Below are 6428 nucleotides of genomic sequence, written 5' to 3'. Positions count from 1 at the left end.
GTCCGTGTCAGGGCCCCGGGCACGCCCCGGGCCCCTGACACGGACCGCACGGGCAGGCAGGCGCCCATGGGTCTTCCACGCGATGTTTCGCGCCTTCCGCTCGCCGCGCCCCCTGCGGGGGTGTAGAGAGGCCCGCGCGCGATGCAGCGAGGCCGCGCACCCTCCCCCTCTTCTTCCGAGGCCGTCGTCATGGTGGAGAGTCCCCAGACCCAGAACGCGCTGTCCCCCGACGAGCTCCACGAGGCCTGGGCGGTACTCTCCGTGGACGAGCGCCTGGAGGGCTTCCGCCTCCTGCCCGCGGCGGTGGTGGACGACTTCTTCCTGGGCCTCACCGCGCGCGAACAGGGCGAGCTCATCCTCAGCCTCCCCCAGGGCGAGCGCCGCCCCTGGGTCCGCCTGCTCCCCCCGGACGATCTGGCCGACCTGGTCCAGGCCGTGGAGCCGGAGCAGGTGGACGCCATCCTGTCGCAGCTGGACGACGCCAGCCGCCGCGAGGTGAACGTCCTGCTGGCGTACTCGGAGGACGACGCGGGTGGCCTCATGAACCCGCGCTTCGCCCGCGTGCGCCCGGACATGAGCATCGACGAGGCCATCGGCTACCTGCGCAAGCAGGCGCGCGAGAAGGTGGAGACCGTCTACTACGCGTACGTGCTGGACGCCGAGCAGCGGCTGCAGGGCGTGCTGTCCCTGCGCCAGCTCTTCCAGGCCGCGCCGGACAAGCGCGTGGCGGACGTCATGCAGCGCGACGTCATCACCGTAGCGGAGAACACGGACCAGGAGGCGGTCAGCCGCACCTTCTCCGAACACAGCTTCATGGCCATGCCCGTGGTGGACGAGCAGCGGCGCATGAAGGGCATCGTCACGGTGGACGACATCGTGGACGTCGTCCAGGAGGAGGCCACGGAGGACATCCAGAAGGTCGGCGGCATGGAGGCCCTGGACGCGCCCTACTTCGACGTGGGCTTCCTGGCGATGCTCAAGAAGCGCGCCGGCTGGCTGATGGTGCTCTTCCTGGGGGAGATGCTCACCGCCACGGCCATGGGCTACTTCGAGCATGAGATTGCCCGCGCCGTCGTGCTGAGCCTCTTCATCCCGCTCATCATCAGCTCGGGCGGCAACTCCGGCAGCCAGGCCACCACGCTCATCATCCGGTCGCTGGCGCTGTCGGAGATGCGGCTGAAGGACTGGTGGCGCGTGGCCCGGCGGGAGCTGAGCACGGGCCTGGCACTGGGCGCGGTGCTGGGAATCGTGGGCTTCACCCGCGTGATGGTGTGGCAGGGTTTGTTCCACAGCTACGGCGACCATGCGTTCGTCATTGGCCTGACGGTGGGCGTGTCGCTGGTGGGCGTGGTGATGTTCGGCACGCTGTCCGGCTCCATGCTGCCGTTCATCCTGCGGCGCGTGGGCTTCGACCCCGCGAGCGCGTCCGCGCCCTTCGTGGCGACGCTGGTGGACGTGACCGGACTCGTCATCTACTTCACGGCCGCGAGCCTCTTCCTGCGCGGCACCCTGCTGTAGTCGGCGACGCTCCCGGGCTCCCATGATTCCCACCACCCGCCGCCGCACCCTCACCCTCGCGGCGCCCGAAGCCCCGGGGCGTCCCGCGCACGTCTCCGCCGCCAGCGGCCTGGTGCGCGCGGGGGACTGGCTCTACGTCGTCGCGGACGACGCGCTCCACCTGGCCGTGTTCCCCGCCACCGGAGACGCGCCGGGCCACACCGTGCGCCTCTTCTCTGGAGAACTTCCGGGCGGGCACGCGGAGCGCAAGGCCGCGAAGCCGGACCTGGAGGCGCTGTGCCGGCTGGGCCCGTCCGCGTCCTTCGCGCACGGGGCGCTGCTGGCCCTGCCCTCGGGTTCCACGCCCACGCGGCGCCGGGCGTCCGTGCTGCCCCTGAACGCGGACGGGACGCTCGCGGGAGAACCGCGCACGGTGGACTGCTCGTCGCTCTACGTGCAGCTGGAGCGCGAGCTGGTGGCGCTCAATGTCGAGGGCGCGGCGGTGGCGGGCAAGCGGCTGCGGCTGCTCAACCGGGGCAACGGCGAGGGCGGCGTGGACGCGCTCGTGGACCTGGACCTGGACCGCGTGCTCGCCAGCCTGGACGTGGGCGTGATGGGGCCGGAGGCGGTGCGCACCGTGCGCCGGTGGGAGCTGGGCGAAGCGAACGGCGTCCGGCTGTCCTTCACGGACGCATCACCACTGCCGGACGGGCGCGTGGTGTTCACCGCCACGGCGGAGGCCTCGCGCGACCGCGTGGCGGACGGGCCCGTGGCGGGCTCGGCGGTGGGGGTGCTCGCGCCGGACGGCACGCCCATGTACCTGGACGCGGTGGACGTGCCCGTGAAGCTGGAGGGCGTGGACGCGCGCGTGGAGGGTGGCCGCGTCCACGTGCTGCTGGTGGCGGACGCGGACGACCCGTCGGTGCCCGCGCCGCTCCTGGAAGCCGCGCTGCCCGTGCCGGGCTAACCGCCGCGCTTCACCAGCAGCGGCCCGAAGGCCTGCGCCACCGGCATCATGGAGATGACGTTGATGTTCACGTGCGCGGGCCGCGTGGCCACCCAGTACACGGTGTCCGCGATGTCGTCGGGCATGAGCGGCTGGGTGTTGTTGTAGAGCGCGGCGGCCTTCGCGTCGTCGCCGCGGAAGCGCACGTGGGAGAACTCCGTGCCGCCCAGCAGGCCCGGCTGGATGTCCGTCACGCGCACCTGGGTGCCGTGCAGGTCCGCGCGCAGGTTGAGCGTGAACTGATGCACGAACGCCTTCGTCGCGCCGTACACGTTGCCGCCCGGGTACGGGAACTCCCCCGCGATGGAGCCGATGTTGATGACGTGCCCGCGGTCGCGCGCCACCATGCCCGTGAGCGCTTCGCGCGTGCAGTACAGGAGGCCCTTCACGTTGGTGTCCACCACCACGTCCCAGTCCTCCAGCCGCGCCGCCTGCGCGGGCTCCATCCCCAGCGCGAGCCCCGCGTTGTTCACCAGCACGTCCACCTGCGCGAAGTCCGCCGGCAATGAAGCGAACACCGCCTTCACCGCCGCCTTGTCCGTCACGTCCAGCGTCACCGGCAGGAGCCGCTCGCCCAGCTCCGCCTGGAGCGCCTCCAGCCGGTCGCCGCGCCGCCCGGTGGCGATGACGCGCGCGCCCTCCTTCACGAAGCGGCGCGCGATGGCCTGCCCGATGCCCGCCGTGGCCCCTGTCACCAGCACGTTCATGTGAATGTCTCCCACGCGAGAAGTCAGTCGCCGCGGTCGCGGGCGGCTTCCTCGGCGGAGCCACCCATGGCTTCCACGGAGGTGCGCGCCTGCTTGCTGCGGTCGAACGCCACCTCCTTCTTGCCAATGCCCTCCACCGTGAGGTTGGCCAGGCGGCGGCGTGCCCGGGCGATGGCGTCCTGCACGAGCGACGGATCCGGGTGCGTCTTCAAGCACTCCACCCAGGTCTCGATGGCCTTCTCGTTGTCGCCCGCGTCCGCGCGCAGCTTGCCCATCTCGAAGAGGGCGTGCGGCGCCAGCTCCGAGTCCGGGAAGCGCGTGCGCAGGTCCGCGTAGGTGCGCAGCGCTTCCTGGCGCTTGCCCTCCACCATGGCCAGGGCCTGCGCCTGGAGGAAGAGCGCGTCGTCCACGTAGGGGCTGGTGGCGAAGCGGTCCGGCAGCTTCTTCGCCTCCAGCTCGCACTGCGGATAGTCCTGGAGCTCGAAGTACGTCTTGGCCACCTGGTACTGCAACTCCGCGCTCTGCGGCGGGTTGCGGTGCAGCGCGGCGGTGAGCTGATCAATGGAGCCGCGCAGGTCGCGGTAGTGCACCCGCAGGAGCTCCGCCAGGATGATGCGCGCGTCCAGCGACTCCGGCGACTCCGGCGCCTGCTGGATGAGCTGGCGGTAGACGCTCACCGCCTCCTTCACCTTGCGCTGCTCCAGCCAATACACGTCGGCGGCGCCCTTGAGCGCCCGGGCGCGCATCACCAGCGCCTCCGGGGACTCGTCGCGCAGGAGCATCTCGTAGGCCTTGCGGTACTCCACCAGCGCTTCGTCCGGACGCTTCTCGAAGATGGCGTCGCGGGCGCGCTGCATGTGGTCCACCGGCTTGTCGCGGCAACCCGTGACGGCGAGCGCTCCCACCGCGAGCACGCAGGCCCACCGCGACAGCCGCCGCGTCATTGGCACGCCTCCGGGATGAGTCGCACGCAGTGCGTCTCTTCGCAGCGCACGCACTCGCGCTCGGAGGAGACGTCCGTCACGCACACGGAGACGCGTGAGGTCCGGGGGCAATCCTCGGACGTCACGCAACGGTAGAGGCCCCCGTCGGTCCGGGTGATGTCCACCGCCGTCGAGCCGCAGTTCTCCAGGTCGTTGCAGCCCAGGAGCCCCGCCGCCACGACCGCCATTGTTGCCACCAAGGCGCGTTGCACGGCCCGGGTTCTAGCCAACTTCTGACTCCGGGTCACGAACCGTGCGCCCGCCTGCCCGCCTGTCATGCTAGCCCTGTCGCGTCACGCCCCTCTTTCATGTCTCAGGAGCCCAAGAACCATGAGCCTTCCCTCTCGTCCTCGCGCGGTGGTGACGGGTGCCGGCAGTGGCCTGGGCCGTGCGCTGTGTGAAGCCCTGGCGGCCCGTCAGGCGCGGGTGATGGTGTCGGACATGAACGCGGCCAGCGCGGAGGAGACCGCCCGCCGCGTCACCGCGCTGGGGGGTGAGGCGCGCGTGCACCCGTGCGACGTGACGGACCCGGACGCGGTGGAGGCGCTGGCGCGCGCCACGGACGCGGCGTTCGGCGGCGTGGACCTGGTGGTCAACAACGCGGGCGTCGCCACGGGCGGCGCGGTGGGCACGCTGCCCTTGTCGGAGTGGAAGCGCGTGCTGGACGTGAACCTGTGGGGCGTCATCCACGGCTGTCACGCGTTCGTGCCGCGCCTGCGCAAGCAGGGCTCCGGGCACGTGCTCAACATCGCGTCCGCGGCGGGGCTCGTGTACGCGCCGAACCTGGCGGCCTACAACACGTCCAAGGCCGCGGTCGTCGCGCTGTCGGAGACGCTCTACGCGGAGCTGCATCCGCTGGGGCTGGGCGTCACGGTGGCGTGCCCCACGTTCTTCCGCACGAACATCGCCGCGGCGGCCGCGCCCTACGCCGACGCGGGGACGCGCCGCATGAGCATGAAGCTGGTGGACCAGTCGAAGATTGGTCCGGAGTGGGTCGCCGAGCGGCTGCTCAAGGCGGTGGACCAGGGCTCGCCGCACGTGCTGCCCATGGCGGATGCGCGCTGGTTCTGGCGACTGCGGCGGCTGGCGCCCGGGCTGTTCCTCCGGGGCGTCATCGCGGTGGAGAAGCGCGTGCGCGACCGTGCCGCGCGCATCCCCGGTTAGGCGTGCCGGTCAGTTGCTGCGCTGCTGCGAGGGCACCTTGCCGGAGGTGAGCACGGCGGTGTCCACGGACGCCATCGAGTTGTGCTGCTTGATCATCCGCGCCTTCTGGTTCTGCTTGTCCTCGTGCTTGAGGATGGCGGCCAGGTGGGCCTCGGACACCTTGCACTGGATGGCGCTCACCTCCTGGTGACGCCGCCCCAGTTCGTTCCACATGGTCAGCCGTCCCTGGCTGCCCAGGAGCCGGTCCTCGACCGCGTCCAGGGCCTGGTCCATCTGCTTGCCCTCGGCCTCCAGGGCCGCGAGCCGCGCTTCGGAGTCCTCGGGGGACTGTCCACATCCGGTCGACACCGCGAGTCCCACGGTCGTTGCCAGTCCGAGCCACATCCGCCGCATCCCCACGTCGCCTCCCGCGTGTCTCGGGCCGTCCACCGGCCGTCAGGCAGCGCAAGGTAGGAACGGGCCTGGGGAGCGACAACCCGGACTCACCATGGGGAGGCAGGCGTTTCCAGGAGCGAACGTTTGGGCACGTGTGAAGAAGGCCTGTGAAGCAGCCCTTATGGCGCCGAGCGCGTCCGGTGTTTCAGGATGAACTCACAGACCTCGCGCGCGGCGCCGAAGCCCGCGGCGCGCTGGGCCACGTAGTGCACCTGGGCGCGCACCTCGTCCGGGGCCTCGGGCACGGTGGCGGAGAAGCCCACCGCGTTGAGCAGCGGCAGGTCCACCACTTCGTCCCCCATGTAGCCGCAGTTCTCCGCGGACACGTTGAGGATGCCGAGCAGCTTCTCGAAGTGCGCCACCTTGTCCTGGCTGCCGAAGTGCACGTGGCGCAAGCCCAGCGACTGCATGCGCATCTGCGCGGAGAGGCTGTCGCCGCCGGAGATGGCGGCCACCTCGATGCCCACCTCCTGCAGGCGCTTGATGCCCATGCCGTCGCGCACGCTGTACATCTGCGTCCAGCCGGAGTTGGGCACCCAGAAGATGCGGCCGTCGGTGAGCGTGCCGTCGATGTCGAAGATCATCACCGACAGGCGCGCCACCCGCGCCTTGAGCGACTCCAGGTCCTGGTTCATG

The 6428-nt window shown here is 71.0% G+C and carries 8 protein-coding genes; 3 read left to right on the top strand and 5 right to left on the bottom strand.

Going from position 1 to position 6428, the window contains the following annotated elements:
• Positions 1-189: 189 nt before the first annotated feature.
• Positions 190-1518, top strand: a complete 1329-nt coding sequence (gene mgtE / locus D7W81_RS09305) for a magnesium transporter (protein WP_120554980.1) — start codon at positions 190-192, stop codon at positions 1516-1518.
• 22 nt (positions 1519-1540) lie between these two features.
• Positions 1541-2464 (top strand): DUF6929 family protein, encoded by a 924-nt coding sequence (locus tag D7W81_RS09300; protein WP_120554979.1) that lies wholly within the window; start codon positions 1541-1543, stop codon positions 2462-2464.
• On the opposite strand, the gene D7W81_RS09295 is transcribed toward D7W81_RS09300, so the two are convergent.
• From D7W81_RS09295 to D7W81_RS09285, 3 genes are read right to left on the bottom strand one after another with little or no spacing between them, the layout of a single operon-like run.
• On the bottom strand, positions 2461-3210 hold the full coding sequence (locus D7W81_RS09295; protein ID WP_120554984.1) for an SDR family NAD(P)-dependent oxidoreductase: 750 nt from the start codon (positions 3208-3210) through the stop codon (positions 2461-2463). The two genes, D7W81_RS09300 and D7W81_RS09295, sit on opposite strands and share 4 nt — an antisense overlap.
• A 23-nt stretch (positions 3211-3233) precedes the next feature.
• Positions 3234-4154, bottom strand: coding sequence for a tetratricopeptide repeat protein (locus D7W81_RS09290; RefSeq protein WP_120554978.1), 921 nt, complete (start codon positions 4152-4154; stop codon positions 3234-3236).
• A complete protein-coding gene (locus tag D7W81_RS09285) occupies positions 4151-4381 on the bottom strand; it encodes a hypothetical protein (RefSeq protein WP_208721228.1) in 231 nt (76 codons plus the stop codon). The genes D7W81_RS09290 and D7W81_RS09285 overlap by 4 nt, the downstream gene beginning before the upstream one ends.
• Before the next feature lie 142 nt (positions 4382-4523).
• On the opposite strand from D7W81_RS09285, the gene D7W81_RS09280 reads away from it, so the two are divergent.
• The gene (locus D7W81_RS09280; RefSeq protein WP_120554977.1) at positions 4524-5357 is read left to right on the top strand and encodes an SDR family NAD(P)-dependent oxidoreductase; all 834 of its coding nucleotides are present in this window, start codon (positions 4524-4526) and stop codon (positions 5355-5357) included.
• Positions 5358-5366: 9 nt separating this feature from the next.
• Here the strand turns inward: D7W81_RS09280 and D7W81_RS09275 are convergent, their stop codons facing one another.
• Positions 5367-5741 carry a hypothetical protein gene (locus D7W81_RS09275; RefSeq protein WP_244227086.1) on the bottom strand — a complete coding sequence of 125 codons (375 nt, stop codon included), beginning with the start codon at positions 5739-5741 and terminating at the stop codon, positions 5367-5369.
• A 170-nt stretch (positions 5742-5911) separates the two neighbouring features.
• Positions 5912-6427, bottom strand: a complete 516-nt coding sequence (locus tag D7W81_RS09270; protein WP_120554975.1) for a KdsC family phosphatase — start codon at positions 6425-6427, stop codon at positions 5912-5914.
• Between the last annotated feature and the right edge of the window lies 1 nt (position 6428).

It is taken from the genome of Corallococcus aberystwythensis (genome assembly GCF_003612165.1).
Taxonomy (GTDB): Bacteria; Myxococcota; Myxococcia; order Myxococcales; family Myxococcaceae; genus Corallococcus; species Corallococcus aberystwythensis.
Note: the sequence above shows the minus strand (reverse complement) of the source record. Positions and strands in the feature narration are given on the sequence as shown.